Source organism: Roseibium sp. HPY-6 (genome assembly GCF_040530035.1).
In the GTDB taxonomy this organism is placed as follows: domain Bacteria; phylum Pseudomonadota; class Alphaproteobacteria; order Rhizobiales; family Stappiaceae; genus Roseibium.
This window is the reverse complement of the sequence record NZ_JBEWCD010000002.1, coordinates 531392-557742: the sequence shown is the minus strand read 5'-3', so window position 1 is coordinate 557742 and position 26351 is coordinate 531392. Positions and strand designations below refer to the sequence as shown.

The 26351-nt window shown below is 57.4% G+C and carries 27 protein-coding genes; 11 read left to right on the top strand and 16 right to left on the bottom strand.

The genetic code is table 11. The features are described 5' to 3' along the window. The first annotated feature begins 33 nt into the window (after positions 1–33). From ABVF61_RS13990 to ABVF61_RS13980, 3 genes are all read left to right on the top strand, one after another. A complete protein-coding gene (locus ABVF61_RS13990; protein ID WP_353994164.1) occupies positions 34–699 on the top strand; it encodes a hypothetical protein in 666 nt (221 codons plus the stop codon). A gap of 30 nt (positions 700–729) precedes the next feature. After that, positions 730–1329: a hypothetical protein gene (locus ABVF61_RS13985; RefSeq protein WP_353994163.1), complete on the top strand. Its 600-nt coding sequence runs from the start codon at positions 730–732 to the stop codon at positions 1327–1329. Positions 1330–1632: 303 nt separating this feature from the next. After that, entirely contained in the window at positions 1633–2034 is a 402-nt protein-coding gene (locus ABVF61_RS13980; RefSeq protein WP_353994162.1) for a RidA family protein, read from the top strand. Positions 2035–2091: 57 nt separating this feature from the next. Here the strand turns inward: ABVF61_RS13980 and ABVF61_RS13975 are convergent, their stop codons facing one another. Next, entirely contained in the window at positions 2092–2892 is an 801-nt protein-coding gene (locus ABVF61_RS13975) for a helix-turn-helix domain-containing protein (protein ID WP_353994161.1), read from the bottom strand. 115 nt (positions 2893–3007) lie between these two features. On the opposite strand from ABVF61_RS13975, the gene ABVF61_RS13970 reads away from it, so the two are divergent. Next, the gene (locus ABVF61_RS13970; protein WP_353994160.1) at positions 3008–3898 is read left to right on the top strand and encodes an SRPBCC family protein; all 891 of its coding nucleotides are present in this window, start codon (positions 3008–3010) and stop codon (positions 3896–3898) included. Positions 3899–4201: 303 nt separating this feature from the next. On the opposite strand, the gene ABVF61_RS13965 is transcribed toward ABVF61_RS13970, so the two are convergent. The 5 genes from ABVF61_RS13965 to ABVF61_RS13945 form a co-directional block, all read right to left on the bottom strand. Then, the gene (locus ABVF61_RS13965; RefSeq protein WP_353994159.1) at positions 4202–4549 is read right to left on the bottom strand and encodes a hypothetical protein; all 348 of its coding nucleotides are present in this window, start codon (positions 4547–4549) and stop codon (positions 4202–4204) included. 73 nt (positions 4550–4622) lie between these two features. Beyond that, entirely contained in the window at positions 4623–6239 is a 1617-nt protein-coding gene (locus tag ABVF61_RS13960) for a thiamine pyrophosphate-binding protein (RefSeq protein ID WP_353994158.1), read from the bottom strand. Then, complete coding sequence (locus ABVF61_RS13955) at positions 6236–7516, bottom strand: CaiB/BaiF CoA transferase family protein (RefSeq protein WP_353994157.1); 1281 nt, start codon at positions 7514–7516, stop codon at positions 6236–6238. The genes ABVF61_RS13960 and ABVF61_RS13955 overlap by 4 nt, the downstream gene beginning before the upstream one ends. Positions 7517–7636: 120 nt before the next feature. After that, complete coding sequence (locus ABVF61_RS13950; RefSeq protein ID WP_353994156.1) at positions 7637–8488, bottom strand: CE1 family esterase; 852 nt, start codon at positions 8486–8488, stop codon at positions 7637–7639. Between the two features lie 131 nt (positions 8489–8619). After that, the gene (locus tag ABVF61_RS13945; protein ID WP_353996427.1) at positions 8620–9405 is read right to left on the bottom strand and encodes an ion transporter; all 786 of its coding nucleotides are present in this window, start codon (positions 9403–9405) and stop codon (positions 8620–8622) included. Between the two features lie 202 nt (positions 9406–9607). Between ABVF61_RS13945 and ABVF61_RS13940 the strand changes: the two genes are divergently transcribed. Next, a complete protein-coding gene (locus tag ABVF61_RS13940; protein ID WP_353994155.1) occupies positions 9608–10369 on the top strand; it encodes an SDR family oxidoreductase in 762 nt (253 codons plus the stop codon). Positions 10370–10667: 298 nt separating this feature from the next. Here ABVF61_RS13940 and ABVF61_RS13935 read toward each other — a convergent pair whose 3' ends face one another. After that, positions 10668–11147: a DUF302 domain-containing protein gene (locus ABVF61_RS13935; protein WP_353994154.1), complete on the bottom strand. Its 480-nt coding sequence runs from the start codon at positions 11145–11147 to the stop codon at positions 10668–10670. Positions 11148–11253: 106 nt separating this feature from the next. Continuing rightward, complete coding sequence (locus ABVF61_RS13930; RefSeq protein ID WP_353994153.1) at positions 11254–12405, bottom strand: YeeE/YedE family protein; 1152 nt, start codon at positions 12403–12405, stop codon at positions 11254–11256. A 273-nt stretch (positions 12406–12678) separates the two neighbouring features. Here ABVF61_RS13930 and ABVF61_RS13925 point away from each other — a divergent pair, with 273 nt between their 5' ends. From ABVF61_RS13925 to ABVF61_RS13915, 3 genes are all read left to right on the top strand, one after another. Further along, positions 12679–14064 carry a tetratricopeptide repeat protein gene (locus ABVF61_RS13925; RefSeq protein WP_353994152.1) on the top strand — a complete coding sequence of 462 codons (1386 nt, stop codon included), beginning with the start codon at positions 12679–12681 and terminating at the stop codon, positions 14062–14064. Positions 14065–14106: 42 nt separating this feature from the next. Beyond that, the gene (locus ABVF61_RS13920) at positions 14107–15393 is read left to right on the top strand and encodes an OpgC family protein (protein WP_353994151.1); all 1287 of its coding nucleotides are present in this window, start codon (positions 14107–14109) and stop codon (positions 15391–15393) included. 344 nt (positions 15394–15737) lie between these two features. After that, positions 15738–16751, top strand: coding sequence for a class 1 fructose-bisphosphatase (locus tag ABVF61_RS13915; RefSeq protein WP_353994150.1), 1014 nt, complete (start codon positions 15738–15740; stop codon positions 16749–16751). A 117-nt stretch (positions 16752–16868) separates the two neighbouring features. Here the strand turns inward: ABVF61_RS13915 and ABVF61_RS13910 are convergent, their stop codons facing one another. From ABVF61_RS13910 to ABVF61_RS13900, 3 genes are all read right to left on the bottom strand, one after another. Further along, positions 16869–17153, bottom strand: coding sequence for a BQ00720 family protein (locus ABVF61_RS13910; protein ID WP_353994149.1), 285 nt, complete (start codon positions 17151–17153; stop codon positions 16869–16871). 33 nt (positions 17154–17186) lie between these two features. After that, a complete protein-coding gene (locus ABVF61_RS13905) occupies positions 17187–17615 on the bottom strand; it encodes an Hsp20 family protein (RefSeq protein ID WP_299476006.1) in 429 nt (142 codons plus the stop codon). A 159-nt stretch (positions 17616–17774) separates the two neighbouring features. Continuing rightward, on the bottom strand, positions 17775–18623 hold the full coding sequence (locus tag ABVF61_RS13900) for a LysR family transcriptional regulator (protein WP_353994148.1): 849 nt from the start codon (positions 18621–18623) through the stop codon (positions 17775–17777). A gap of 116 nt (positions 18624–18739) precedes the next feature. Here ABVF61_RS13900 and ABVF61_RS13895 point away from each other — a divergent pair, with 116 nt between their 5' ends. Beyond that, the gene (locus tag ABVF61_RS13895; RefSeq protein ID WP_353994147.1) at positions 18740–19057 is read left to right on the top strand and encodes a hypothetical protein; all 318 of its coding nucleotides are present in this window, start codon (positions 18740–18742) and stop codon (positions 19055–19057) included. A 56-nt stretch (positions 19058–19113) separates the two neighbouring features. Here ABVF61_RS13895 and ABVF61_RS13890 read toward each other — a convergent pair whose 3' ends face one another. Beyond that, complete coding sequence (locus ABVF61_RS13890) at positions 19114–19605, bottom strand: YybH family protein (protein WP_353994146.1); 492 nt, start codon at positions 19603–19605, stop codon at positions 19114–19116. A 356-nt stretch (positions 19606–19961) separates the two neighbouring features. Next, positions 19962–20780, bottom strand: a complete 819-nt coding sequence (locus tag ABVF61_RS13885; RefSeq protein WP_353994145.1) for an RNA polymerase sigma factor — start codon at positions 20778–20780, stop codon at positions 19962–19964. 155 nt (positions 20781–20935) lie between these two features. On the opposite strand from ABVF61_RS13885, the gene ABVF61_RS13880 reads away from it, so the two are divergent. Beyond that, positions 20936–21295 carry an MmcQ/YjbR family DNA-binding protein gene (locus ABVF61_RS13880; protein ID WP_353994144.1) on the top strand — a complete coding sequence of 120 codons (360 nt, stop codon included), beginning with the start codon at positions 20936–20938 and terminating at the stop codon, positions 21293–21295. Next, entirely contained in the window at positions 21285–22472 is a 1188-nt protein-coding gene (locus ABVF61_RS13875; protein WP_353994143.1) for an MFS transporter, read from the top strand. The genes ABVF61_RS13880 and ABVF61_RS13875 overlap by 11 nt, the downstream gene beginning before the upstream one ends. Positions 22473–23123: 651 nt before the next feature. Here the strand turns inward: ABVF61_RS13875 and ABVF61_RS13870 are convergent. The 3 genes from ABVF61_RS13870 to ugpE all read right to left on the bottom strand — a co-directional run bounded on the left by ABVF61_RS13870 (position 23124) and on the right by ugpE (position 26349). Next, on the bottom strand, positions 23124–24254 hold the full coding sequence (locus ABVF61_RS13870) for a DNA alkylation repair protein (protein ID WP_353994142.1): 1131 nt from the start codon (positions 24252–24254) through the stop codon (positions 23124–23126). A 241-nt stretch (positions 24255–24495) separates the two neighbouring features. Then, positions 24496–25512, bottom strand: a complete 1017-nt coding sequence (locus tag ABVF61_RS13865; RefSeq protein ID WP_353994141.1) for an ABC transporter ATP-binding protein — start codon at positions 25510–25512, stop codon at positions 24496–24498. After that, entirely contained in the window at positions 25513–26349 is an 837-nt protein-coding gene (gene ugpE / locus ABVF61_RS13860) for a sn-glycerol-3-phosphate ABC transporter permease UgpE (protein WP_353996426.1), read from the bottom strand. Positions 26350–26351 lie beyond the last annotated feature (2 nt).

The following is a 26351-nucleotide window of genomic DNA, read 5'->3' as shown; positions in this document are numbered from 1 at the left end:
CCCAAAACAGCCCGCGACAGAAAGGAAATCACAATGTTGAATAGCTTCACATTTTTCCGGCAAATATTCCTTGCCGGCACCTGTGCTTCCTGCTTCGGAACTGCATCACTCGCATCGGACGACGCGATGATTTCAGCGCCGGTTGAACATATGGCCACGGAAGATAAGCCGGCAAAACATATCGGCGGGTCGGAGGCCAGGCTCTCAAGAACCGATCACGGTGTAACCATGACCCTGGAGACGGCAGAACTCGTCCCGGGCAGCGTTACAACAGCCTGGTGGGTGATCATGACACGGCCGGAAAACTGTTCGGCAACCCCTTGCACCGCGGAAGACGTCATCGGACGCGCCGCCGAAGTCGGCACGCAGATCGTCTATGCGGATGGCGTCGTCAACGATCCGCAAGGACGAGCGGTCTTTGCGGCGTACCTTCCGGCCGGAACAGTTGATGGGGGCTGGTACGATCAGAACTTCAACGAACCTCAAAGCGCCGAGATCCATCTCGTCCTGAACGATCATGGTCCTCTGATCGCCGGCATCGCCGCCTCAATGCTGACGAGTTACCGCGGCGGCTGCCGGGACGACAGCCTGCCGCCTCCCTTCCCGGACACGGCCAAAGCCGACGGCGCGCCAGGTCCAAACACGTGCCGTCTGATCCAGGACGCCATTTTCACAGCGCCGGCGTCCCGGGGGAACTAGCTGTCCTTTTTCAAAACAGGAGTATTTAAGATGTTGAAACACCTTTTTTCGATTGCCGCTGTTTGGGCTCTTCTTTCGAGCGCAGCACAGGCCGTCCCCGTTTCCGCGGGCGACACAATTCGCGGAAGTTTTACATTCACGACATTTGGCGCGCTCGAAGTTGAGCCAAATTCGTTTCTTCTAAGGCTTTCAGCAGTTGATCTGTTTGGAGGCAGCGATACCGTTGGCATCCGCATTCTGGACAGCAACCTTGCGCCGCTGTTGTTCACCACGTTCAGCGCAAACGGAGCGGGGCTGGATGCCACAATAGGAATTCCCACAAACCGTTCGGATTTCCTGCCCGGTGTTCTCGGCCCATCTGATCCTGCCCGGATACCTCTCACCGGATTTGTCGATATCACCGGTCTTGCCGGATCCTTCGACGTTGCTTCAATCAACCTCTCCGGGATCGAATACCAGGGTGCGATCGGCATTACGCGTCAGGCACTGGTGCGCGCGTTCGAACCCGTCCAGACGCCTGTTACCCCTGTTCCCTTGCCGGCAGCAGGTTTCCTTCTTGCAGGTGCCGTTGCGGGCCTCTTCGGCTTCAGATTTACCAGGAGCGGAAAGAACGCACCATTCGCCGCATAATTGCGGCCTGAGTCCTTGCGCGGCGGTAGAGTTTGTTTTACCGCCGCGCTGCCAACTCCACATTTGGAAACGCACTCAGGCTTTCGATTTCTTCAAAATCTCACTTTCATGAGGATCACAAAATCGCGCTATGCGGTTCAACTTGCTGACCGCGGACTTCTTGGCCGCTAAGGTGACTAACGCCGCAGCCAAAAACCGTGCCCGCTGCTTTGCGAAGTCAACGCTCTGAGCGGGCACCTGAAGCCGGCATCGATGATCCGACGCAGCACAATGCTGCACTCTATTGATTTTGGAGAGGTTTCCATGTCCGACCGCATTAATCCCAACAGCTTGTATAACAGCGTTCAGTGGGGGTTTTCTCACGCAGCCGTTTCGGAACCGGGCAGGCTTTTGCATCTTGCGGGCCAGGTTGCCTGGGACAATGACTGCAAACTGGTCGGAGGCGACGACCTCAATGCCCAGGCGCGCCAGTGCCTTGCGAACCTCAAGGCGGTCCTGGCCGATCAGGGCCTTGGTCCTGAGCATCTGGTCCGTATCCGGACCTATGTCGTGAACCACTCACCGGACAAGCTGGAGCCAGTCGGCATGGCGCTAGGCGAATTCTGGGGCGATGTGACGCCTGCTCCGAACACCTGGCTGGGCGTCCAGTCTCTGGCCTTGCCGGAGTTTCTCGTCGAGATTGAAGGAACGGCTGTCCTGCCATAAATCGCTGTCCTCGGCGGCAAGACGTTGGGTCGTTCAGGTCTCGCGCCTGAACGACCCTCATTGCATGAACCGATCCTGAAACCAGGTCCGCGTCGCATCATTGGCCGGCAGCAGGGTTTCTACGCGCATGTCGTCCAGCGTCGCGTCCGCGCTCATGCCGATCGTGGCAATCAGGGAAAACAATTCGAGCTCCGCGTCTTCGATCCGGAACCGGATGGTGAGGACGGGCGCGCTCGCATCTGGACTTGGATGGCGCAGCAGATCGCCGACCCCATCCAGCGATTTCAGCTCATCCAACAGCTGCCGCGCCTCCTGGTCGTGTGGCCTTCGCGCGACTTCAAGTTCCAAGAGACGCAGGAGCGCGCGCGCCGTGTCGTTCCAGTTGAGAATGCAGTCACGCACCGGCCCTGGCGACAGGATCTCGCGCAGGATGTTGGCCTCCCCTCGTGCGCCGGCGAGGGCGAAAAACCGTTGTGCAGCGTCGTTCGCCTTCAAGAGGTTCCAGATCCGGTCAATCGAAATCGCCGGATAGGGCGCGTGCCCTTTCAGTACGTGGTCAATCGAAGCCTCGACAGCCTTTTGAATGTCACCGTCCCATCCCTTGCGGGAAGACAGCGCAGCGAAGCCGGCCGAGAGCAACATGGCATCGACCTCTGCTGCCGGCATCTCCAGCGCTTCCGCGAGTTGAGCGATTGCAAACCGGCTTGGATTTGAGCGGCCGGTTTCCAGGAAACTGATATGGCGCTGTGACAGGCCTGACTGCAACGAGAGTTCCAACTGAGAGAGCCTGCGCCGCTGGCGCCAGTTTTTCAGGAAACCGGGAAATGCAAGATCTTCAATGTTCGGATTGTAAGTCATGTCCTTTTCCTGACTGATATCTGCGCCGGGGTCCATTACCTCCGAGGTAATTGAATGCATCTGCCGTCAGGTGCAGGGATGTCCGCGATCGTCAAACGACTTGCGAGACAACATCATGGACACCTCAAGAACCGCCCGTCTTTTCCTTGGATTGAACGCTGCTTTTTCGCTCCTGATCGGCATTGATCTGGTTTTCGCTCCCGCCTTCGCCGCCGAGCTGATTTTCCTCGAACCGGCCGGGTGGCAGACACTCGTCTTGCGTATTCTGGGTGCCGGTCTGATCGTGTTTGCGCTGGATCTGATACTGATGGCGACGGACCGCTTTGTCACGAAGGGCCAAGTGCTGTTTATCAGTGCGCTTGATCTCGGCTGGATTCTGGGCAGCGGTGCTCTGCTGATATTCGCCAACACGCTTTTTTCAGGTTTCGGTGCTGTAGCGATTGTCGCTGTCGCCGTTTTCGTTGCGGTGTTTGCACTCGGTCAATATTTTGGAGCTCAAAGGATCGTGGCGTCACTCAGCCAGGCATCCGTCCGCTCGGCGGGAGAGAAACTCCTCGCCAGTGTCAGCCGAACGGTCGAAGCCCCAAAAGATGTCGTCTGGAAAGTCATGACGGATCATCCACGATATGCGGACGTCGCCGACAATATTTCCAAGGTTGAGATCGTTGCAGGAAACGGTGAAGGCATGCAGCGCAGGTGCTACGGTCTGAAGGGTGAAAACTGGCTCGAAACATGCGATTTGTTCGACGAAGGACACGCCTTCGGTTTCCGCATTCACACGGAAGCCGACGACTATCCCTACCCGATTTCAAAACTCCACGGTGAGTGGTCGGTCGTGCCGATGGAAGAGGGGTCCAAATTCACGATCGATATTGAAGCAACACCGAAAGGCAACTTCCTGACAAGAACGCTCTTCAAGGCAGCAGCGAAACGTCAATTCAGAAAGGTGCTTGCGGATCTGGCAGACGCCTGGGCGGCGCGGATGGAGCGCGAGGCAAGAGCCTGACACGCCGCGCAAAGCTTACCGCCGTCAGGTGCAGTGAGAGCGTCAGAGGCACGATAGGAACGCACGGATGTGGTGCTTAGGTAATTTTGGAATGATGTGACACCTGCTCCCAGCAGCCGGCTCGACGTACAATAGCTGTGCTTACCCAACATCTTGTCGGGATCGTAGGAACGGTCGCCCACCATGAGTCTCCCTAGGCGACAGCTGACCTAGCAGTTTGCTGTCGTCTAAACTCTTGCGCTGACTGGAACAAACACAGGTATCGAAATTCGGTCAATTACGACTTGCGTCAGCGATTGGCAGTCAACGCTCAAGCGCACGCTCACCAGCGTCCGGGAGTTCTCCTTTTTCGCGATACTTTTCAAACCACAGTTTTGCGTGCTCCTGAGACACTCCCAAATTTCCGGAAATCTTTTTTATCATCGAATAATCAGTCCGGTTCGGTGACAAACGGTGGATCAATTCGATATGTCGTAAGCGGGCCAATTCGAAATCGTCGAAAAAACTGGGAAAATCGAATCTTTCCATTCCAAAATGAAAACGCAAAGCCTTCCGCATGAAAGCTTCTTCGTGCCCGACACTTTCTAGCCGACGACAATATTCTCTCGAGTTTTCACCCGCAACGGGAGGCAAATTCTTGTAGTCCAACAAAGCAGTATGCCTCCAACTCAAGTTACGTTTCAGTCTTTGGCCAAAACAAAGATTTAGCGTCTTTTTCCGTAACTTAAAATGCTCCGTCATATGCGCGGCGCGAAATCCGGCAGGCGAGCACCGTGAAGCCGTTTCGGTCCAAGGCGGCTTGCGTTTCCTGTTTCAGGTCATCGGCATTGTCGATCCAGACGCCATGGCCGCCATAGGCGCGCGCAACGGCGGGAAAGTCGGTCTCGCCGAAGTCGACCCCGACATTCGGGCGTTGGCTGCCGCGCTGTTTCAATTCGATCAGCGCAAGGCTTGTGTCGACAAGGACGCAGATGATGACGGGGATCTTCAGGTCCCGAAGTGTCGACAATTCTCCCAGACACATTTCCAGTCCCGCATCGCCGACGAATGCGATGACGGGGGCCTCGCCGTCCACCAGCCGGTGACCCATGGCAAGCGGCACCGCACATCCCATAGTGCAGAGGGCGGAAGACTGCAGCATCTGCCGGGCCTGCGGACAGCGCCAGATCTGACTGACCAGGATACGGTGCGCACCGCTGTCCGCCGTCGCAACCGTGTTGGCCGGCATCGCCTTGCGCAAGGTATGGAAGACCGTTCCCGGGCCCCAGCCTTCACCTTCCGGTGCAAACGCTTCGTCGAGATCCCTGCGGACAGTCTCCGGTTCCTTGTCCTGCCAGCTCGCGTGATTGACGTCCCTCGCCTCGCTCAGAATATCCAGAACCGGCGCAATTGCGCTGCGCAAGGTCGCGGACACGCCATGCATGCCGTGGGTTCGCAAAACCGGTGTGACATCGACAACCGGCGCGTCTGCGTCCCAGGGATTGCGCCAGTTGATGCGCATCTCGATCGGGTCGTACCCCAGAAGAAGAATGCAGTCGCTCTTGTTGATCAGGGGCAGCAGGTGGCCGTCTGCCTTCGGGGAGAGGCCAGCCCCACCCAGAGCAAGCGGGTGGTTTTCATCGAGAAGCCCCTTGCCCTTGTAGCTAGTGACCAGCGGGATCCCGAACTTTTTACAAAAGGCACTGATCGCTTCAGAGGCGCCTTCGTTGACAGCATCTACCCCGGCAATCGCAATCGGCCGTTCGGCCTTGGCAAAGAGTGCAAGAGCAGTCTCAAGATCTGATCCCCTGGCTGGTGCAGTCGCAACCGGAAATGAGCGGAATGTCTTCGACCAGGCCTCGTCCGTCTCTCCTTCCGCTACCTTGATCGGGACATCGATGTGAACCGGGCCCGGTTGACCGTCGAGGGCGATCGCAAGCGCCTTTTCCATCACGACGTCAAGCGCGCCGAGCCGGGCCGAGAAGCTTGCCTTGACGATCGGCCGGAGCAATTGCTGGTGATCGAAAACCTGGTGCGTGTAGCTTTCAGCCTCGCCCTGGTCGACGCATCCCGTTAGGAAAACCAACGGCACCCGGTCCTGCCAGGCATTCGCGATCACGTTGATGGCATTGGCCGCGCCCGGTCCGATCGTCGCCAGAAGCACGCCCGGTGCGCCGTCCGCATGCCAGCCCCCCTCGGCCATGAAACCGCCAGCGTTTTCATGCTTGACGAGCACGAAGTTCATGCCGGCCTGATCGAGGGACTGCATGAGGGCCAGAACCTCGCCTCCGGGTATGCCGAAGGCGTGGCGGCAGCCGGCAGCATAAAGCTTGCCGGCAATGATATCTGCGCCGGTTGTCATTTGGCGGAATGTTCCTTGTTTTTATCTGCCTTGCCGAGGTCGAGAATGCCCCGGTCGGAGAGGTCTTTCAGCGTCGCGTCGCTCAGGCCAAGATGCCGCTGTAGCACGTGCGCCGTGTCCGCGCCCAGCATGGGAGGTGCCTTCGCGTATTGGACCGGCGTCTTTTCCAGATTGATGGGCGATCCGATCAGGTCAACCGATCCGCTCAGCGGATGCGGCAGCGTGATGCGCATATTCCGCTCCAGGATCTGAGGATCGGAAAACACCTGACCTAGGTCATTGACCGGCCCGCAAGGGACACCGGCCTCCTCCAGGACGGCGATCCAGTCGCTGGCGGACCGTTCGATCGTCAGCCGCCGGATGATCGGGACCAGCTGTTTGCGATTACGGACCCGGTCGGCGTTCTTCGCATAGAGCGGGTCATCCGCCAGTTCCGGCGCTCCCGCGATTTCGCAAAACCTGCGAAACTGGGCGTCGTTTCCGACAGCAATGATGAAGGACTGGTCGCTCGCCGGAAAGGTCTCGTAGGGCACGATTGTCGGATGCCCGTTGCCAAGCCGTCCGGGGACGTCGCCCGACACGAGATGAGCAACCCCCTGGTTTATGAGCCAGGCAACCTGCGCGTCCAGTAACGAGATGTCGATGTATTGCCCTTCGCCGGTTTCATTCCGGTGATTGAGGGCTGCCAGGATCGACACGGTTGCGTACATTCCGCACATCACATCCGCGATGCCGACACCGCACTTGGTTTCGGTGCCCCCCTCATCGTCCGGAAAACCGGTCAACGACATGATGCCGCCCATGCCCTGGATCAGGAAATCATAGCCGGCGCGGTGCGCGTAAGGTCCGGTCTGGCCGAAGCCGGACACGGAGCAATAGATCAGGCTCGGATTGGCGGATTTCAGGCTCTCGTAATCCAGCCCTCTCCGCTTCAGGTCGCCGACCTTGAAATTTTCCAGGAGAATGTCGGCTTTGGCAGCCAGATCCGAAATCAGTTTCTGTCCTTCGGCGCTTGCAAGGTCGATGGCGACGGAAGACTTGTTCCTGTTCGACGACAGGTAATAGGCACTTTCGGCCGTTTCATTGCCGTCGCCGTCCTTCAGGAAAGGCGGCCCCCAGCCACGGGTATCATCGCCGCGGCCCGGCCGCTCGATCTTTATGACTTCCGCACCCAGATCGCCGAGGATCTGCGAACAGGTTGGTCCCGCCAGAATACGGGAGAGATCGAGGACGACGAGACCGGACAATGCTCCGGATGGTGTGGTGGGCTCAGACACGTCAAACCTATTGACTGACAGTTTACCGGGAAATGGGCATATAGCGCCGTTCCCGTCAACTGCAGCTAGAGCACCCGCACAACACCTCGCCTCACATTCCCGTTAAGGCGATGTGACGGTTCAGCTTTTCCGATCCCAGCCCTTTATTTCGCCAAGCTCGTTCCAGGCACGCTTGATCCACTTGGCTTCAACGCTGTGGCCCCCCGTGTGCAGACAGAGTTCGAAGAGACCGCCTTCCGGCGCCCAGCGTTCGCATTCCAGGTTGCCATCGGTGAGTTTTTCAGCCGGTGCCTCGCCCAACCCGTTCTGGCGGCGCCAGACATCAAAGCTTTCAAAGACGTCGCCCTGCTTCCATTGGCCGCCGCCCAGCCAACGTCCCGCAAGCGGGACAACAGTGTCGCTCGTCCCGTGAACGTGGAAGAGATACGGATTATCAGCGGGACACGTGTCGGGAAGCGGTTCCCAGAAGGCACCGGCAATGGGCGCATATCCAGAAAAATGTCCCGAATTCTCACAGGCGATGTACCAGGTCATGAACCCGCCCGACGAAAAGCCGGAAAGCATCGTCCGGTCCCTGTCGATGTCAAACCGGTTTTCAAGATCGGACAGAACACTGTCGAAAAAGAGCGGCTCGTCGCGAAGGTTGCGGGGGGCCGTGGGAAAGGACCAGGTGCCGTTGACGCCCTGGACGGCGACAAATGCCACGCCGAGATCATCCGCCATGCGCTGGAAGCCCTGGTTCCGGATGGCATTGACGGCCTTACCGCGATGACCATGAAGATAAAATATCGCACCGAGCGGCGCGTCACCGTCCCGGTTTTCGGGCATGTGAATGTAGTACTCGCCATTATCAAGCGTGCACGGCGTTTCGCCTCCACATGCGGGCAGATCGCTTGCCTGGGTTGGAACAGCCAGCAGCGACGAGGCCAGAAAGGCGGCGCATGCGGCAGAGGGTAGCTTTTCAGAAATCAAGATCGGCTCCTGTGGCATTCCTTCGCGCCTCTCTGGTCTGAGAGACTGCCTGAAAAGAATGGTTTCTGGAGACCGTTTGTCCAGCCTGACGTTATCACAAGTCAGCGAGACCGGTTCTGTCAGCGTATGACCTAGTCCCAGGCCCCCTCGGTCGGGATATTGAGCATCCGGCCGCAATGCTTGCAATGAATCGCGTCCGTGTCATGCCGGTTCAAACCGCAGTCGGGGCACGCAATCTGAGCCTTGGACGGGCGGAAGATCGTCTGCACCAGCCGCAAGAACAGCGCGACGCCGAATATCATGATCAGAACCGTCATCAGCCGGCCGACGCTGTCGGTCATTGTGATGTCGCCGAAACCCGTTGTCGTCAGCGTCGTGACGGTGAAATAGAGGGCATCGAGATAATTGTTGATGTTCGGATTCCGGTCATCCTCAATCACGAAAACAATCGCGGTAACGACAAAAATGAAGACGACAAGATTGACAGCAGACTGAAGGATATCCTCGTTTCGACGGAACCAGCTCGACGCCTCGCGGAGCTCTTTCAAAAGGTGATAGGACCGCAAAAGGCGCAGCATTCTGACGACACGCAGGAATGCGAAGTTTTCGAAAAAGACCGGTACAAGCAGTGAAACAATTACGACGACATCGGCGAGCGACGTGAAGCTCAGAAGGTAGCGTGTCGGTGTTGCAGAGGCGACGAGCCGTGCCAGATAGTCCAGCGCCAGTATCACGGCGATTGCATAGTCAAGCGTATGAAAATGCCGTTCTGGATCCATCACCGATGACACGATGAAGTACCCGATCGTAATCAGATCGAATGCCAACAGAGCAAATCTGAAGACGCGGGCCCGGGTGGTATGGCCGTAGTAGAGTTGACGGAGGAACGTTTGAAAGACCGGTTTTTCTTCCGCCATCATCTATTCCCCGTCCTTCGTTCGCTCCGCCAAACAGGACAGCAGACTGAACCCGAAATCATCAAAATACCGTTTTCAAGCATTCGTGTAAGTCTTGCACGAAGTTGCTGCAAACAAGCTGTTTATTCTCCAGCTTTCTCGCACTAAGTTTGCGCCAAGTTCAACAGAGACCTGTTCGGTCTCAACAATTCAGGGACAGTATATGTTTGATTTGTCTGGACAAGTGGCTTTGGTTACCGGTGCCAGCCGCGGTATTGGCGAAGCTGCAGCCAGGAGCCTGGCGAAATACGGCGCCAAGGTCGTGCTTGCAGCGCGTTCCGGTGCCGACATCGAGCGCATTGCGGCGGAGATCAACGAAAACGGCGGCCAGGCAACTGCGCTGATCTGCGATGTCGCCAAGTATGACGACGTTGAAAAGGCCATCCAGGCATGCCTTGATAAATTCGGTACAATCGACATCCTGGTCAACAATGCCGGGATCATCGAGCCCATCTCCAGAATCGAAACCTCCGACCCGGAGGCCTGGAGTTCGGTCATCGATGTCAATGTGAAAGGCGTTTACAACGGGCTGCGTGCCGCTGCGCCGCATATGCTGAAAAACGGCTCCGGCACAGTCATCAATATCAGTTCGGGAGCAGCCACAGGCGCGCTGGAAGGATGGAGCCACTACTGCTCCTCCAAGGCGGCCGCCTTGTCGCTTACGCGATGCGGCGAAAAGGAATTCGGTGACAAGGGCATTCGTGTCATCGGACTGAGCCCTGGAACCGTGGCAACCCAGATGCAGGTGGATATCAAAGCGTCTGGCATCAACCCGGTAAGCCAGCTTGACCCGTCTGTTCATATCCCGGCCGAGTGGGTTGGTGAGGCCATCTGCTGGCTCAGCACGGACGCCGGCGACACTTACCGCGGCATCGACTGCTCGCTGCGGGATGAAGACGTTCGCAAGGCTGTCGGTCTGGTCTGAGGCAAAGACTGCATTTGTCGGCAGCGGGAATCAAAAGAGGGCCGCAGTGCGGCCCTCCCATGAGATCGACGTAGACCCTAAGTCCGGATCAGATCCCAGTGAAACCGTTCGACACCAGAGGCTGCTCCAGCACCGTTCCATTCCACCCAGACTTCCGGGCCACGTTCCGATACTCATTAGACATGGGCACACCTCCTTTCAGTTGTTGACGACACAAACAGTGTTGCTCCGTAATTGTGGCATCACAAGACTATTTTTTGTTCATCCTCAGAAAGAAAACCAGAATGAGTGCTGCGTGTTACCGTGATGCAACAGCGTTGTCGGCAATGGTTTGAAAGACGCCATCGAGTTCTGCAGCCAGTTCTTCAAGCGGCTTGCCGCCTTCCTCCATATACGGCGCGAAGACATAGCTAGGCGTCTTCCATGAGAGCATAGCGGTGCCATCACTGTTTTCCGTCACGTAGAACCTGATCGGGGCTTCAATTCCCGCCGCAACGGACGCCTCAAGCATTCGGATCGCATAGTCGTTGCGGTAAACGCCCATCACCCGATTGCCAGGGATCGTAAGTCCGCGGCCCTTGGCCCCGGCAGACGCGCTCGCTTGCGTAACCAGAAGCATCTTTTCCGCCTTGATGGATGCCTTCAGATCGTCAACGAGCGCCTGATAGGCTTTTGCCGTCGAGATCACCTGCCAGCCCTCCCTGGGCACAACGCTGTCGGAAAATGCCGGCCCGGCGGCAAGTGAAATCAGAAAAAAGAAACTCAGCAAGTGGCGCATGCGCTTGTTCCCCGTGATCAAGCAGTGAAAGAGGCTCAACTTATCGCGCGCACACTCACGCAAGTCTCACAATAAGGTGTTTCCCAGGCTGCGGTCGTCAATGCCGCTATTCCATCCCCAGACGCAGTCTGAGCCGGGTGCCAACGAGACTACCGGCGAATCCGAAGAGCAGCCAAAGCCAACCATGGAGAGACCCGGAGACAAGACCGCCGAGATAAGCCCCGATATTGCAGCCATAGGCAAGCCGTGCCCCGTAGCCCATCAGAAGGCCACCGGCGATCGCCGTCAGCAGGTCGCGACGGCTGAGTTGCCAGACCGGAGCAAACCTGCCTGCAAGCGCTGCGGCAATCATTGCGCCCAGAATGACGCCGAAATCCATCACCGAGGTGGTGTCACGAAGAACCGAATTTTCAAGCGCGCCCCGCTGCCAGGTCCAGTATGGCCAGGTGTCGACCGGTATCCCGACTGCATGAAACATCTTGCCGCCCCAGAGCGCAAACGCGGACGTTATTCCCCAAGGACGGCCCACCACGATAAAAGTGGCGATGCCGACCAAGGCCAGCATCACAGCGCCCAGCATCGGAGACCATGGACCTGTCACAAATGATGCGGTGCTGCGCGGTGCCGCCAACTCGCCATGCGCGTTTCGCTCGATCCGGATTGTCGCAAAGGCGAACACTCCCAACACCAGGGCCGTCAGCAGGAAGGCGCCATGGGGACCAAATTCGCGGATAAGGGACACCGCAGGCAGTCTCGGCAGTTGCCCCCAAAGATGAAGATGCGCAGTGGCCAGCACAGACCCGAGCACGAACGCCGCCAAAGTGATCATCATGCGGGTCGACCCGCCGCCCGCCGTAAACAGGGTTCCGGAACCACAACCGCCTCCCAGCTGCATGCCGAGACCGAACATGAAAGCGCCAAGAGCCGCCGCAACGCCAAAAGGGAATACAAAACCGCCCGTCGGCCACCCGAACTGAGCGCCCCAGGCAATCAGCGGAAAGGATATTGCGCTGGTCAGAAGGATCAGAACGAACTGCGCCCGCAGTCCCGCACCCCGCCTTTCCGTAACAATGCGGCGCCAGGCAGCTGTGAAGCCGAAACTGGCGTGGTAGAGCGAAAGTCCGGCAACGCCGCCGATCAATACTGCGACAGCCTGACGCAGACCGGCCTCCGCATACGAACCAATCGCTATCAAGACAAGCAGGCCGGCAGCAACTGCAACAACGGTGCTTTGCGACTTGGGTATGGTGGCGGCCATCAGATTCTGCGCCCTTTCCTTACGTTTTTTCTGCGATCCGGAGGTGCACGGACTGCCAAAAGAATGGGCTTTACCCTTGCATCAGACGCAATATCTTCACAATCCAAGTGTCTGTGACTGCTCTACACATTGCCAACACCTTTTTGTGTTTTGCAGTTCATGAGAAGGCTGCGGATTTTTAGCGGTGAGTAATCATTCAGCTGCCTGCTGCCGTTTGCGTTGACGAAAGCGACGCACGGCGGCTGTCAGCTTGGGAAACGAAAAAGGCCAAACATGCGTCTCAGCGATCAATTCGGGTACGATATCACACTGTCCGACAAGGACGCCGTTTCAGCATGGAATGCGACCGTTCTGGCCTTTCTGGCTCATGGCAAGACCACGCCTACTCATCTCGAAAACTGCCTGAGCCTCAGCCCGGATTTTGCGCTTGGCCATGCAGCGCGCGGCCTGTTCTGCATCCTTCTGGGACGCAGAGAGCTGTTTGACACCGCCCGCGAATGCCTTTCGATTGCCAAGACGTCGGCACAGAACACTCCGGTTACCGAACGCGAACGGGCCTTTATCGACGCGCTGGATGCCTGGTTACAGGGTTTCCCGACACGATCGGCTGACATTCTCGATGCCATGCTTGTACGGGTTCCGGAAGACGCTTTCATGATGAAGGTGATCCACGCGATCCGGTTTGTGCTTGGAGACGCAGCCGGTATGCGCCAGTCCATCGAGCGCGTCTTTTCCGCCTATGACGAAAAACATCCTGCCTATGGTTACCTTCTGGGCTGCCGTGCATTCTCCCTTGAAGAGACCGGAGAGTATCGCCTTGCCGAGGCGTCCGGACGCAGAGGACTTGAATTTGCCCGCGACGATGCCTGGGGCCTGCACGCCGTTGCGCATGTCCACGATATGACCGGCCGTTCCGAGGAGGGCGCAGGCTGGCTTGAGAACCATCCTGACGGATGGGCTCACTGCAACAATTTTGGCTACCATGTCTGGTGGCACCTTGCGCTGATGTATCTGGACCAGGGCCAAGCGGACAAAGCGCTGGCGCTGTACGATGCCGATATCCGCAAGGACAAGACAGACGACTACCGCGACATTTCCAATGCAGCTTCCCTGCTCGTCCGGCTTGAGCTTGAAGGCGTTGATGTCGGTGCACGGTGGGAAGAAATCGCGCAGCTTTCCGACAAGCGTGCCGAGGACGGCTGCAATGTGTTTGCCGACCTTCACTATCTGCTGGCGCTTTTGAACGGCGGGCGGCGCATGGGCGCGGACAGATTGCTGACCGGACTGAAGGAACGGGCAAAGAGCGAAACGGATATCGGCCGGGTTTCGGCTGAAGCCGGGCTGCCTACAGGCCTTGGGCTCGAGCAATACCGGAAGGGCAACTACGCCTCAGCGTTTTCCCTTCTGACGTCGGCCCGCGACAATCTTTACACAATCGGTGGCTCCCACGCTCAACGTGATGTGTTTGAGCGCATCACGATCGATGCGGCACTGCGCGCAGGATTTTCAACTGAGGCGGAAGCGATCATCAAGAGCCGGAGCTCAAAACGTGGCGCGATGGACCGTTTCGCAGAGCAGCGACTTGACATATGCAGCAAGATGCAACGTGCCGAACAGGTCATGGAAGACGAAAACCTCAGGGCTGCCAACTCCGTTTAGGCAGCAACCTGACCTGATCGGCCGAAATACTCTGGATTAGACGTGAACGCACATACGCAAACCAAACGTCCGCGCGACCCGCGACTCGACTTCTTTCGCGGGATCGGGATGTTCATTATTTTCATCGCGCACATGCCGTGGAACTGGTGGACCCTTTGGATCCCGGCACGTTTCGGGTTTTCCGATGCGACGGAAATCTTTGTTTTCTGTTCCGGGATGGCGTCCGCGCTTGCGTTCGGCAAGACCTTCGACGTTTATGGATGGGGCATTGGCGCTGCCCGTGTCGCCCAGCGCATGTGGCAGGTCTACTGGGCCTTCATCGGACAGTTTCTGGTCATTGCCGTCGGATTGGTGATGGTCCACGAAAGCGGTTTCTTGAACAGTTGCTGCGGTCTGACCCAGGACTACGTCAATTCGCTCAATCTCTGGCATCTTTACAACAAGACCGAAATTGCGCTGCCGGGACTCATGACCATGACATGGGTGCCGAATTACTTCGACATTCTGCCGATGTATGTGGTCATCCTGGCCCTGATGCCAGCAATCATGCTGATCGCGCGATATTCGGTGCCCGGAGCATTCGCGTTTTCCATCGGGCTCTGGCTTGCTTCGCAGTTCGGTTTTCTGGACCTTCCGGCTGAGCCCTGGTCCGATCGCAAGTGGTTCTTCAATCCCTTCGCCTGGCAGATGCTGTTCTTCACAGGCTTTGCATTCATGCGTGGCTGGATCCCGGCACCGCCTGTCAACCGGAACCTGATCCTGATTGCGATCGCGATCATTCTGGTCACGATCCCTTTCGCCTATTTCCGCATTCACAGCGCAAACCACCTCGACGTCGTGTGGGCACGGGAGGTCCGCGAAGCCATCCGGCCGCTCTGGGTCAAGACCGAATTCGGTATCCTGCGGTATATCCATTTTCTCGCGCTCGCCTATGTGGCCTGGGTCGCGGCAGGCGAACACGGCAAGTATCTGCTCGGACACGGCAAGCTCTGGGGCGGATTCGTGCGCGTGGTCCAGAAAGTCGGTCAGCAATCGCTTGCCGTCTTCATGGCCAGCCTCGTCATTGCACAAACCGTTGCGATCCTGCGCGACATGGCTTGGGCACGCGGTGAATGGCTGGCGCAGATCTTCACCAATTTCGGCGGTTTCCTGGCTCTCATTGCGGTCGCCTATCTGGTCGCTTGGTACAAAGGCCAGCCTTGGCGCAAACCACCTCCGTCCGTTTCGGGATCATCGTCGGACGGAAAGCCGGGATCTGCCCCCAGGGACGGAAACGCACAAAGCACTGAACGCAAGTCGTCCGACACGAAGGAACCGGCGCTGACGTAGCGAACTGCCGTATCGCGCGTGGCGGTTTGGCTGACTGGTAAGCAGCGATCCACCGCAAAATAGCCGTTGCAAAACAATGGGGCATGGTCACAAGCCCCATAGGAAGATGTCGTGTTTTACCGGGAACAACGGTACATCGCCGTTTTTCGTCGTTCTGTTTGGTTGCGAATGCGTCGCGCCGCTCGACAATGCATTGCTGTAAAGATCGAAAAGACGCTTGTTTTATTGCCCTGCCAGATCCCGGTGGCGCATCGCACTGCGGCTGCTATGCTCTGGTCCCATAAATCAGTTCAGACTTTTTGACGACGATTACGGCCAGTTAGGCGGGGAGAGACGGGCACATCATGACGCTTGAAAGTACAACGTTGCGAAAATTCCTGCTTCAGTTGCAAAAACAGGATGCCCTTGATCAGGACCTTGTCCTGTTGATCGAGGATATCGCAACCTCTTGCCGCATCATCTCACACCAGATCCGCAACGGCCCCTTTCTCGATATCCTTGGTGCGACGGAAACGTCCAATATCCAGGGCGAAACGCAGAAGCAGCTCGACGTCATCGCAAACGATGTGTTTCTCAGCCATTGCTCGAACTGCGCGCGCGTTGCAGGCCTCGTATCAGAAGAACTGGACGATGTCGTCTGGTTGAAAGACCGTCCCAAAGCAGGTGACTACCTCTTTTATTTCGATCCGCTCGACGGTTCCTCAAACCTCAATGTCAATCTCTCCGTCGGCTCCATCTTTTCGGTGGTCGAGCTCGAAGAGGATATTGAGACGCTTTCGAACGATGTGGTTCTCGTGAAGGGCACGAAGCAGATTTTTGCCGGCTATTCGCTCTACGGTCCGTCGACATCGCTGGTGTTTTCGACCGGGCAAGGCGTCAACGGTTTTACGCACAAGATGGGCACCGGAGAATTTCTGCTGACCTTTCCGAACATGCAGCTGCCGGAAACAACCGATGAATTCGCCATCAACGCGTCCCGCTGGCGTCAGTGGGATCCCGTCATCAGCCGCTATGTCCAGGAATGCATCGATGGCGAAGACGGTCCGAGACAGAAAACCTTCAATATGAGATGGACGGCCTCAATGGTGGCCGAAGTGCACAGGATCCTGACGCGTGGGGGTATTTTTCTTTACCCGGCAGACAAGGAAAACGCATCCCGGGGCGGAAAACTCAGGCTTCTTTATGAGGCGAACCCGATGAGTTTCATTGTCGAACAGGCCAACGGGCGCGCCTCCACGGGAAGGGAGCGCATTCTCAGCGTACAGCCGCAGTCTCATCATCAGAGAATTGGCGTGATCCTGGGGTGCTCGGAAGAAGTCGAGCGGATCGAATCCCATTACCGTGAGATTGGACAATAAAACCGATTGTTCCGGGTTCTTGTTGCGAACGCCGGTGTTTCCTCCGTAAACCTCTCGGCACACACGAAAACACCGGCCTCTCGACCGGTGTTTTTTCACTGGAAAATACGCAAATGGTCAGTGCAGGGATGCCATTTCGAGTTCAGCCTCGAAGGCATTGGCAACAGCGGCTTCCCGGCTGTCGGCCAGCAGGATCGGCGTACCGTCCGCGTTCTGAAGTGCGTAAAGCGTAACATTGTCGTGCAGAGGCGGAACGTCCGGGAACATTTCCTTCAGATCATCCGCCTTGATCGGCTTGATATAGGCGACATCGCCCGTACCAAGTTCCGTCAATTCGTCCGCCGACATAAATTCGGACAAAAGTGTATAGTCTGCCCAGGCCGGGCTGTTGGGATCGTGCATCAGTCTTTCTCCGTTCTCTTTGCCAACGAGGGTCTATTCGCCGCTGGAGATTTCTATTTTTCTTATCACGCGTTCCGGTTCGGGGCGCGCCAGATCGATGGACAGCAAACCGTCTTTCAGATCGGCACCGAGGATCTCAATACCCTCCGCCAAAACGAATGCCCGCTGGAACTGCCGCGCGGCAATACCGCGATGCAAATACTCACGGGACTTGTCGTCCACCTGCCTGCCGCGTATCACCAATTGGCTTTCTTCCACCGAAACATCGAGCTGTTCCCTGGTGAAGCCGGCAACCGCCAGAGTGATCCGGATGACATCTCCCTGGCCTTCCACTTTTGGAAGACGTTCGATGTTATACGGTGGATACCCGTCGTTGGCGGCCTTGGAAACACGATCGAGCACTCGCTCGATATCGTCGAACCCGAGCATAAACGGGCTGGAAAACGCTGACATGCGTGACATCCTCAAAGTCCTTGTCGAAGCGACCTTGCGCCCGGACCCTGCAAGGCATCCGGACCGGAATCCGAAGGTTCCGTTCACGATTAAATATGGAGCCTAGTTAATTTTGATTCAAGGCAAGCGCGACTTTCGCAAGTAAATCCCGTCAACAACATGGTGATTTCAGAATTCCGCCTGAAGATGCGGGTCTCTTTTCAATAACTTGGCCAGAGCCGCCAGAGCCTGGCGAACCGCTGGTTCGTGCCTTTCATCCTGGTGCATGACCAGCCATCGTTCCGTCTGCAGGTCGTCAATGGGCTCTGCGATCCGCTGAAGGTCTTGAAAGGCTTCGCCAACAAACATCGGCAACAGCATGCGCCCCGCCCCCTGACGCACAAGCGAAAGTGCGTGAACCGCCTTGTTGACGGTTACCGTGATCTCATCACCGTGATGTTCCCTGATCCAGGTCCCCGTTGGAAAATGCGCTTCGTCCTCAACGACGCCAATCCAGCCGAGCTCCGCTTCAATCCTTGCCGATTTTGCCTGATAGACGGCGTATCTGACCGTACCTATTTTCCGGCCTGCCAGCCATTCCTGCTTCGGCCGCCGGCTTCTGACACCAATATCGATCTGGCGGCGGGCAACATCGCGATTGTGCAGATCAGCAAGGAACTCGGGCACCCAGCTTGCCTCCGGAGACCAGAATTCACTGATGTTGTCCATAAGCAGACGCGCGGTCCAGTCACCTGCGGAAATGCGGACGCGGCGTCTGGTTCTCCCGCTTTCGCGCCACCTAGAGATAGACTGTGCGACTTCGTCCATGCCTTCGAGCTGAAATACCAGCTCCCGGCCGGCCTGGGTCAGGACGTAACCGCGCGCCTCACGTTCGACCAGCCTGACATTCAGGCTCTTTTCAAGCGAAGAAACGCGTCTTCCAAGCGTTGCCGCGCTAACGCCGGTTTTGTCCGCTGCGCCCGCCAGCCCGCTTGCCTTTGCAACAGCAAGAAACAAGCGCAAATCTTCCCAATCCATAGTTTGTTTCATTTTTGAAACCTCAATTTCAATTCAAAAACATACAGATATCGCTCACTCGTGCGAAATTCTGCATCAATCCTAACATTGAAATCAATTATGAGAGGAAATTGCAGATGCCAGTTCCCTATTCACTCTCGAACCTTCGTGTGTCTGATTGCGAGAAACAGCTTGTGTGGAATGACCCGCGCCGGGAGCTTTATCCATACCACCAGGAACTCTGGCCGGAGGAGGTGCCCGAACATGTCCTCTACGAACGAGAGGCACTAGAATTACGACGGCAAAAACAAATTACGCTGCTTCACGCCTTTGTCCGGTTCCGCTGGGTTCCGGTTCTTTTGGCCTTCCTTTTGAGGCCGCGCTTGCCCCGCTCGATCCTTGAAGACCCCATGAAACCCGGGCGGAACACCAGGAGTGACAAGTGCCGCCGCTGAAAAATTTGTGCTGAAACGCCTGCCGCATCCTTTTGGATGCGGCCCGTCTTCCCGTGTTATTGCGCCGTGCTATTCATCAGACGACTGCCGTGCGGATTGTCGATGACCATTTTCCAGGACCCGTCCGGCTGGCGTCGCAAAACCGAAATCGAAAGGCCTTCGCCGGCAATTGGGTTGCCTTCAGGATCCCGGCCGTTCATTCGCCAGGGAGCGATATGCACGGCCAGGTCGCCTTCAACGATTACCTCGTGTCCGGAATACGAGAACTTCGGCGAGACAGCCGCGAACTGTTCAAAGATTTGCCGTGCAGCTGCGCCGTCCGACACGGGCTCCCCCGGCTGAAACATGATGGTCTGATTGTCCTCGTAAGTTTTCATGACCGTGTCCAGATCGCCCGCTTCGAACGATCGCGTCATTGTCTGGACGAGCGCCACTACGTCTTTTTCATCCTGTGTCATGTCTCCGGTTCCTTCTGCACGTAGTGGAGTGGAAAGAGCTGAAAGGGCAATGGCAATTGCGATTGCCCCCGTGCGGATTGGACGCTTCATCGCGTGTCTCCTTCGGTTTGTCAGGCAAAGCGGTGCCAGTCCCGCCTGTTGCCAGGTTGGTTGGAAAGTCAGATGTCTGGCGGAACGGGACTAGGTCATTCCCTCACAAAATAGGCTGCGATGGCGCGGCAAACGGCGATGAGCTGCAAGGAAAGGCGCGAAAAGCGGGCTTTTCGCCCGGTTGAGCGTTTTGACGCAGCAGATCGAAGCCGTTTTTGCGTCCCTTCAGGATAAGGTGATTTTGCACGGCTACTTCGTTGCGAAACTTTGAAAACCGGGCGGTTACCAGCAGTTTCGCGCCTCGTATCCGACCAATATCATCCATACCATCGCAGTCTATTTTATGAGGGGATGACCTAAAGCGGGTGTGACAGCATGCGGGTCAGCCGGCCGCGGATGTCTTCCGGACACATCTGTCCGGGAACGGCCTGCTGCAGCTTGAACGTCTTCAGATCATCCACAACGGAAGCGATCTGCTGTTTCGCGGCAGCATAGTCGACGGATGCTCCGGCAGAATTCGGATAAGACCCGCTGCGGATCCTTCCCGATTTGAGTGCGGCCGGAAGGCGTCGCGGACAACTGCATTTGGCCTGATTGCTGACCAACCCGCAGTGCTGCGAGGTAAACGCGATCACCTCCGCTCTGGCGCGGGACAGACGCTTTCTGTAAGCGGCCGGCGTCAGCTCCAGTATCCGGGACGCTTCGGCGTGGTCCATTTCAAAAACATCACCCAGGACATAGGCCAGCCGCAGCTCCAGGGTCAGACAGAGCAGCATCGCCATCGTGCAGGAGATGCGCAGCTCATTGAGCAACAGCGCCTGATCGGGTGCGGCGGGCGGATCAGCGACAAGCCCGGTTTCCAGATCGGTAGCGAACATTTCAAATGTCAAACCCAGGTCCCGGTCACGCAGTTTCCTTGCATTGAGAATATGACGGACGGCAATCTGGTAGGCCCAGGTGGACAATGCGCTTTCGCCGCGAAATGTCGACAGCTTGGTCAGGATCTGGATCAGGATTTCCTGGGTTGCCTCGCCTGCGTCGTCCGGATTGACCAGGACCCGCATTGCCAGGCTATAGATCCGATCCTGAAGCCCCGCCAACACGTCTTCAAGGGCCTTCCGGTCACCGGCCTTGGCTGCTGTCACCGTCTCAAGGGAAACGTCACCGCTTGTCATCGCATGATCCTGTTACCTGTTGCTCTATAGTGTTAGAGGGGATGAGCGGGAAATGTGTGACATATTTTTTTGATTACCCGACGGCTTGCGCGAAGGGGCATGAAACGTCACTCTGCGCTCCCGTCTTCCACGTGCTGTCCAGACACGAGCTTCAAATGACCCGCGACGAATTCGACGCCTTTTGCAGTGAATTGACTGCCACCACCCATGTCATCCAATGGGGCAATGCCTCTGTCTGGAAAGTCGGCGGCAAGATTTTCGCGATCTGCTCCCGCTGGGGCGATGGTGATCATCAGCGCATCGGCTTCAAGTGTTCGGACCTTTCCTATTCGCTGCTGATCCAGCAGGAGGGCATGATCCCCGCGCCTTATCTTGCCCGGGCAAAGTGGGTGCAGATGGAACAGGAAGGCGCCCTTTCCGACGATGACCTGAAGGCCTATATCGTCGCCGCGCACAAGATTATCGCAGGCAAACTCACCAAAAAAATCCGGAAAGAGCTTGGCCTTGGCGCGTGAATTTCAAGGAAAGTGGCGCTCGCTGTCACTCCTGATGATTGCCGAGGTTGCCGGCATGAGCCTGTGGTTCATGTCCGCTGCGATCCTGCCGGACCTCACCCGGGAATTTCAGATTTCCGAAATGCGTCAGGCGGCGCTTTCAAGCGCCGTCCAGATCGGGTTCGTGGTCGGAGCGCTTGCGTCGGCGCTGCTCGGTCTTGCGGACCGGATCGATCCGCGCCGCCTCTTTGCCTTTTGCGCCATCGCCGCTGCGCTTTTCAACGCCAGCCTTCTGGTGGTCGAGCCGGGCGGAAGCCTTTCCATATTTGCGCGCTTCGCAACCGGCGCATTGCTCGCCGGTGTCTATCCGGTCGGCATGAAGATCGCCGTCGGCTGGGGACAGAAGGACCGGGGTTTTCTGGTCGGCACGCTTGTCGGTGCTCTCACCCTTGGCTCCGCCGCGCCGCACCTGCTGGCACTGCTGGGCGGTGCAGACTGGCGCTGGAGCCTGATCGTTGCTTCCATCGCGTCCGCGGCCGGCGGGGCCCTCTGTCTCTTTGCAGCGCTCGGCCCGTTTCATGCGAGGGCACCGCGCATGAAAATCGAGGCGATTTTTACTGCCTGGACGGACCGTAAAATCCGCTACGCCTATGCAGGCTATCTCGGCCACATGTGGGAGCTCTATGCCATGTGGGCCTGGATCGGTGTTGCGCTGACGCTTTCTTTTTCCGCTCATCTGCCCGAAAGCGAAGCCGTTTCCCTTTCACGCCTGATCGCCTTCCTGACGATCGCCGCCGGGGGCGTTGCCAGCGTTATGGCCGGCATTGTCGCCGACAGGGTCGGCAAGGCGAACATCGCGATCCTTGCCATGGTCGTCAGCGGATCCGCCGCCATCGCGTCAGCCATCACATTCGGCGGTCCGGTGTGGCTGACGATCCTGTGCGTTTTGATCTGGGGCGCGGCGATCTTGCCGGATTCTGCCCAGTTCTCCGCGCTCGTTGCCGACTACGCCCCACCCGAACAGGCCGGCAGCCTGATGAGCTTCCAGACCGCCCTCGGCTTTGCACTGACGTTTTTCACGGTTCAACTGACCCCGCTCGGGGCCGAGCTGATCGGCTGGCCGGGCATGTTCGCCCTGATGGCAATTGGCCCGGCCTTCGGGATTTTGGGCATGTTGAGGCTGAAGCGGATCGGTTGACGGGTGGCGGCAGGCTCAACGCTGCGTGGCCCATCCTTCGAGACGGACCTTCCGGTCCTCCTCAGGAAGAGGTTCTTTTCGCTGCAATCGGGTCGCAGCTGCGCGGTGAAATGGGACGGGCGTTCCCAGGTTGTCATCCCGGTTTACCGCACAAGCGGCAAGACCGGGATCCCGTAATCCGTGACGTCAGCAAAGTAAAAAGACGATCAGGCAAGCGGTTACTGGATCCCTGCCTGCGCAGGGATGACAAGCGAAAGACAGGGCCCTATTTCGCGAGATCTCAGAGCTTTTACTTCTCACTTGTTCAGGGAGACAACTGAGAGAATGAAAGCGCCGCCTGATGGCGGCCCAACCGCGCTGCCGAACCCGGAAGTAACCGGCGAAATCCACCTCATCCTGAGGAAGCGCGAGAGCGCTGTCTCGAAGGATGGGCGGCAGGCTCAGTGCTGCGTGGCCCATCCTTCGAGACGGCCCGTACGGTCCTCCTCAGGATGAGGTTTTCATGCGCTCATTTGATCTCACCCCGCAGACGCTTTCGCGGATGAAGCAAAGCCGAGATCCGGGAACTTTCACAATAAACCCAGGATCGATGAGGAAACGGGTCCCGGATCTGCGCGTTCGCTTGTCCGGGACGGCGAGAGGGTTTTCAATTTAGGCCCCATCCATCACCAGCTCGAATTCCGAAAACCCGAAATCCTTGCCGTTGATCCGGAGGCCGATGGCCTGCGTTCCGCCATAGTAGACGCGGGTGGTGATGGGCCGGATGGCGTGATCGCGAGACAAGGACGCCGTCTCGCCCGGCTCGAGTTTCACTTTCGTCCATTTGAAGACTTTCGGCGCGAGCGTCCCGTTCGCCTTCTTGAAATGGACGAGATAGTCGATCACGAGGTCCTGCGTTGTCCTGCCTGACGAACGCAGCTCAATGCCGAATGACACGGAGCCGCCATAGGTTACTCTGGGCGTTTTGATGTTTGGACCATCCACCGTGATTTCAGGCGGCTTGAGACCAAAGGCGGTCAGCGTCGCGGCATGTCCCTGTTTGATCAGCGAGCGGCAGGCATGACGCACCAGCTTTTGCCGGTTCCTGTCAGCGCCCTTCAGCCAGCGAGCAGCGATTTCCGCAACAAGGCCCGGGTGATCCTTGGCAATATCGTTGAGGTGATTGGCGACGGAGCGGCGGACATACTCTTCAGGGTCATCCTTCAAGGCTTCCAGAAGCGGCAGGGTCGGAGACGGGTCTTCGACCAGCTTTTTCAGCCGCATGCCCCAGGGAAGACGCGGACGTGTTCCTTCCGAAACGAGACGGCGGACGTGGACGCTCTCGTCTTTTGCCCAGGGCGTCATGATGGCGAGAGCTTTGTCCTGGTCCTTGTCGAGAAACGGGCGCACCTCGAACTCCGCAGTGGCCCGCTTGGTCATTTCCTTCAGGAGTGCGAAGGATTTTTCAAAGTCGCCCAGGCCATGATCTGTCACGACCATGCCGAGCGGCATCATGCCCCAGCCGCGTATTCCTTCGTCATTGCTTGCCCGGTCGACGCCCTCGTTTTCAAGCGGGTGGAGGATCGATCTCAGAACGTGAAATTTCGCATCCAGTGGCTCAGGCAGGATCTTGCCAGTCTCATCCGCGATCAGCCGGGCCCGCTGTTTCAGTTCGAGCTTGTCCAGTCCGGCCAGGATGGCAGCTTCATAAGACACGCGGTCGAATCCTTGAAGGTGCCGTTCGATGTGCAACCCCAGACATCTTACGAGGTCCGGCGAGATCTTGTTTTTAAATGGTTCCATCGTCGGTCCTTGCAGGTGGCGGTGCGTTCGCACTCTCTTTGCCAGAAGCGAAGGGTCCGTCCCAGCCTCTTCCTGCCATTCTCCTGACAAGCACCGTCAGGATAAAACCAAAAAGCCACCCCGGTTGCCCGGAGTGGCTTTTTCGAAACAGACGGCACCCTCGTTCGCCACCCATTCCAAGCCTGATGATTTTCCGTAGATCCGGCGGCCAACTGGTCACCCTTTCCTACTTTCACGACGATCACTGCCGTAAACGAATACCGTCTTTAGCGAAAACCATCTCGTCTTTCGCGTCCCAGGCGAGACCGCAGCTTTCGCCCTCGGAGGGGATCGGCAGAGCCCCTTCCTGGCGCACTGTGACGTCTTCACCATCAAGTAGTTTCAGGTGAATCAGTGTCTCTGCCCCGAGTGGTTCGGAATAGACGACCTTGCCGGCGTAGTCGGTTTCGCTTTGAGCCACAATTCGGATGTGTTCGGGGCGAATGCCGACTTTTGCACCACCTTCAACGCGCCGCCCGAGTCGGTCTGCATCCAGGAAATTGGTTGGCGGTGATCCAATGAAACCGGCAACAAATTCCGTTGCGGGATCCGCATAGACTTCCAAAGGCTTACCGATCTGATCAGCCACCCCGCCGTTCATCACAATCATCCGGTCGGCAAGCGTCATTGCCTCGACCTGATCATGGGTCACGTAAAGCGATGTCACGCCAAGATCGCGCTGGAGCGCCTTGATCTCGAGACGCATCTGGACACGTAATTTGGCATCCAGATTGGAGAGTGGCTCGTCAAACAGGAAGACAGCCGGTTTGCGAACAATCGCTCGGCCCATGGCAACACGCTGGCGCTGTCCGCCGGACAGTTCGCGCGGCTTTCGCGTGAGATAAGGCTCCAACTGCAGGATCTCCGCTGCATTCGCCACGCGCTTTGCAATTTCATCCTTCGGCACCTTCGCGATCTTCAGGCCGTAGGCCATGTTGTCAAAGACGCTCATATGCGGATAAAGCGCATAGTTCTGAAATACCATTGCGATGTCGCGGTCCATCGGCTCAACCGAGTTGACATTGCGGCCATCAATCAGAATGTCACCGGAGGTGACGGTCTCAAGGCCGGCAACCATCCGCAGCAAGGTTGATTTCCCGCACCCCGAAGGTCCGACAATCACGATGAATTCTCCATCGGCGATATCGATGTCGACACCATGGATGACCTCTGTATTGCCGTAGGACTTCCGGAGGTTTTCAAGGGTAACAGTCGCCATTCACTTTTCACTTTCCACTAGACCGCGCACGAACAGCCTCTGCATTCCGATCACCACAAGCACCGGAGGGATCATGGCCAGGATCGACGTTGCCATGATGACCGGCCAATCGGCGGTGTCGTCACCGGAAGGGAACATCTGCTTGATGCCCATCACGATCGTGTTCATGGAGGGGTCGGTGGTGATGAGGAGCGGCCAGAGATACTGGTTCCATCCATAGATGAAGAGAATAACGAAGAGCGCGGCGATATTCGTCCGGCTCATCGGCAGAAGGATGTCGAAGAAGAACCGCATCGGCTTGGCACCGTCCACGCGTGCGGCTTCGGCAAGCTCGTCCGGAACTGTCATGAAAAACTGCCGAAACAGGAAAGTCGCAGTCGCGGACGCAATCAAAGGGAGGATAAGACCCGAATAACTGTTCAGCATTCCGAAATTGGCGATCACTTCGTAGGTCGGCACGATCCGCACTTCGACCGGCAGCATGAGCGTCAGGAAGATCAGCCAGAAGAACAAGCGCCGTCCCGGAAAGCGGAAATAGACGATCGCAAAAGCCGATAGCAGCGAGATCGCAATCTTCCCGAGTGCGATTCCAAGTGCCATGACCATCGAGTTCACGAGCATCATGCCGACAGGAGCGTTCACGCCCGAGGTCAATGCCCGCGCGTAATTCTCGAAGAATTTGTCTCCCGGCAGGAGTGGCATCGGTGGCCGGACGATTGCCTGCTGATCGACTGTCGAGGCAACGAACGCCAGCCAGATCGGAAAGAAGATGAAGGCGACGCCGACAATCATGCCCAAATGCGTGAGCCAGAGGCCGTTGCTGCGCTTTTCGACCATGC

Excerpts from the sequence above, each read along its gene's own strand:
- ugpE (WP_353996426.1), bottom strand. The coding sequence starts at position 26,349 with ATGGTCGAAAAGCGCAGCAACGGCCTCTGGCTCACGCATTTGGGCATG.
- ABVF61_RS13980 (WP_353994162.1), top strand. The coding sequence starts at position 1,633 with ATGTCCGACCGCATTAATCCCAACAGCTTGTATAACAGCGTTCAGTGG.
- ABVF61_RS13990 (WP_353994164.1), top strand. The coding sequence starts at position 34 with ATGTTGAATAGCTTCACATTTTTCCGGCAAATATTCCTTGCCGGCACC.
- ABVF61_RS13900 (WP_353994148.1), bottom strand. The coding sequence starts at position 18,623 with ATGGATTGGGAAGATTTGCGCTTGTTTCTTGCTGTTGCAAAGGCAAGC.
- ABVF61_RS13915 (WP_353994150.1), top strand. The coding sequence starts at position 15,738 with ATGACGCTTGAAAGTACAACGTTGCGAAAATTCCTGCTTCAGTTGCAA.
- ABVF61_RS13890 (WP_353994146.1), bottom strand. The coding sequence starts at position 19,605 with ATGAAGCGTCCAATCCGCACGGGGGCAATCGCAATTGCCATTGCCCTT.
- ABVF61_RS13885 (WP_353994145.1), bottom strand. The coding sequence starts at position 20,780 with ATGACAAGCGGTGACGTTTCCCTTGAGACGGTGACAGCAGCCAAGGCC.
- ABVF61_RS13935 (WP_353994154.1), bottom strand. The coding sequence starts at position 11,147 with ATGCGCCACTTGCTGAGTTTCTTTTTTCTGATTTCACTTGCCGCCGGG.
- ABVF61_RS13910 (WP_353994149.1), bottom strand. The coding sequence starts at position 17,153 with ATGCACGATCCCAACAGCCCGGCCTGGGCAGACTATACACTTTTGTCC.
- ABVF61_RS13930 (WP_353994153.1), bottom strand. The coding sequence starts at position 12,405 with ATGGCCGCCACCATACCCAAGTCGCAAAGCACCGTTGTTGCAGTTGCT.
- ABVF61_RS13940 (WP_353994155.1), top strand. The coding sequence starts at position 9,608 with ATGTTTGATTTGTCTGGACAAGTGGCTTTGGTTACCGGTGCCAGCCGC.
- ABVF61_RS13960 (WP_353994158.1), bottom strand. The coding sequence starts at position 6,239 with ATGACAACCGGCGCAGATATCATTGCCGGCAAGCTTTATGCTGCCGGC.
- ABVF61_RS13895 (WP_353994147.1), top strand. The coding sequence starts at position 18,740 with ATGCCAGTTCCCTATTCACTCTCGAACCTTCGTGTGTCTGATTGCGAG.
- ABVF61_RS13975 (WP_353994161.1), bottom strand. The coding sequence starts at position 2,892 with ATGACTTACAATCCGAACATTGAAGATCTTGCATTTCCCGGTTTCCTG.
- ABVF61_RS13880 (WP_353994144.1), top strand. The coding sequence starts at position 20,936 with ATGACCCGCGACGAATTCGACGCCTTTTGCAGTGAATTGACTGCCACC.
- ABVF61_RS13865 (WP_353994141.1), bottom strand. The coding sequence starts at position 25,512 with ATGGCGACTGTTACCCTTGAAAACCTCCGGAAGTCCTACGGCAATACA.
- ABVF61_RS13970 (WP_353994160.1), top strand. The coding sequence starts at position 3,008 with ATGGACACCTCAAGAACCGCCCGTCTTTTCCTTGGATTGAACGCTGCT.
- ABVF61_RS13905 (WP_299476006.1), bottom strand. The coding sequence starts at position 17,615 with ATGTCACGCATGTCAGCGTTTTCCAGCCCGTTTATGCTCGGGTTCGAC.
- ABVF61_RS13870 (WP_353994142.1), bottom strand. The coding sequence starts at position 24,254 with ATGGAACCATTTAAAAACAAGATCTCGCCGGACCTCGTAAGATGTCTG.
- ABVF61_RS13985 (WP_353994163.1), top strand. The coding sequence starts at position 730 with ATGTTGAAACACCTTTTTTCGATTGCCGCTGTTTGGGCTCTTCTTTCG.
- ABVF61_RS13945 (WP_353996427.1), bottom strand. The coding sequence starts at position 9,405 with ATGGCGGAAGAAAAACCGGTCTTTCAAACGTTCCTCCGTCAACTCTAC.
- ABVF61_RS13925 (WP_353994152.1), top strand. The coding sequence starts at position 12,679 with ATGCGTCTCAGCGATCAATTCGGGTACGATATCACACTGTCCGACAAG.